The organism is Bacillus sp. SIMBA_154 (assembly GCF_046536015.1).
Classification (GTDB): domain Bacteria; phylum Bacillota; class Bacilli; order Bacillales; family Bacillaceae; genus Bacillus; species Bacillus pumilus_P.
Map to the genome: position 1 here is coordinate 1 of NZ_JAWJBV010000484.1, position 250 is coordinate 250.

The 250-nt window shown below is 52.0% G+C and carries 1 riboswitch.

The features are described 5' to 3' along the window. Window positions 1-137: riboswitch (molybdenum cofactor riboswitch) on the forward strand. This riboswitch is flagged as partial in the annotation. Between the last annotated feature and the right edge of the window lie 113 nt (window positions 138-250).

Consider the following 250-nt stretch of genomic DNA (forward strand, 5'->3'; position numbering starts at 1 on the left):
TAAACACTCTAGCCTCTGCACCTGGGTCAACTGATACGGTGCTTTGGCCGTGACAATGCTCGTAAAGATTGCCACCAGGGCGAAGGAAGAAATGACTTCGCCTCCCGTATCTGGAAAGGTGTACATGGCTTCACAACTGACTGATGCATTTGCGCGTAAGTTTTACTACTTGCGCCTGTCGATTACCGATGTGTGTAACTTTCGTTGCACCTACTGCCTGCCGCTCGGCTTGTACCCATCCGGCAGGCAG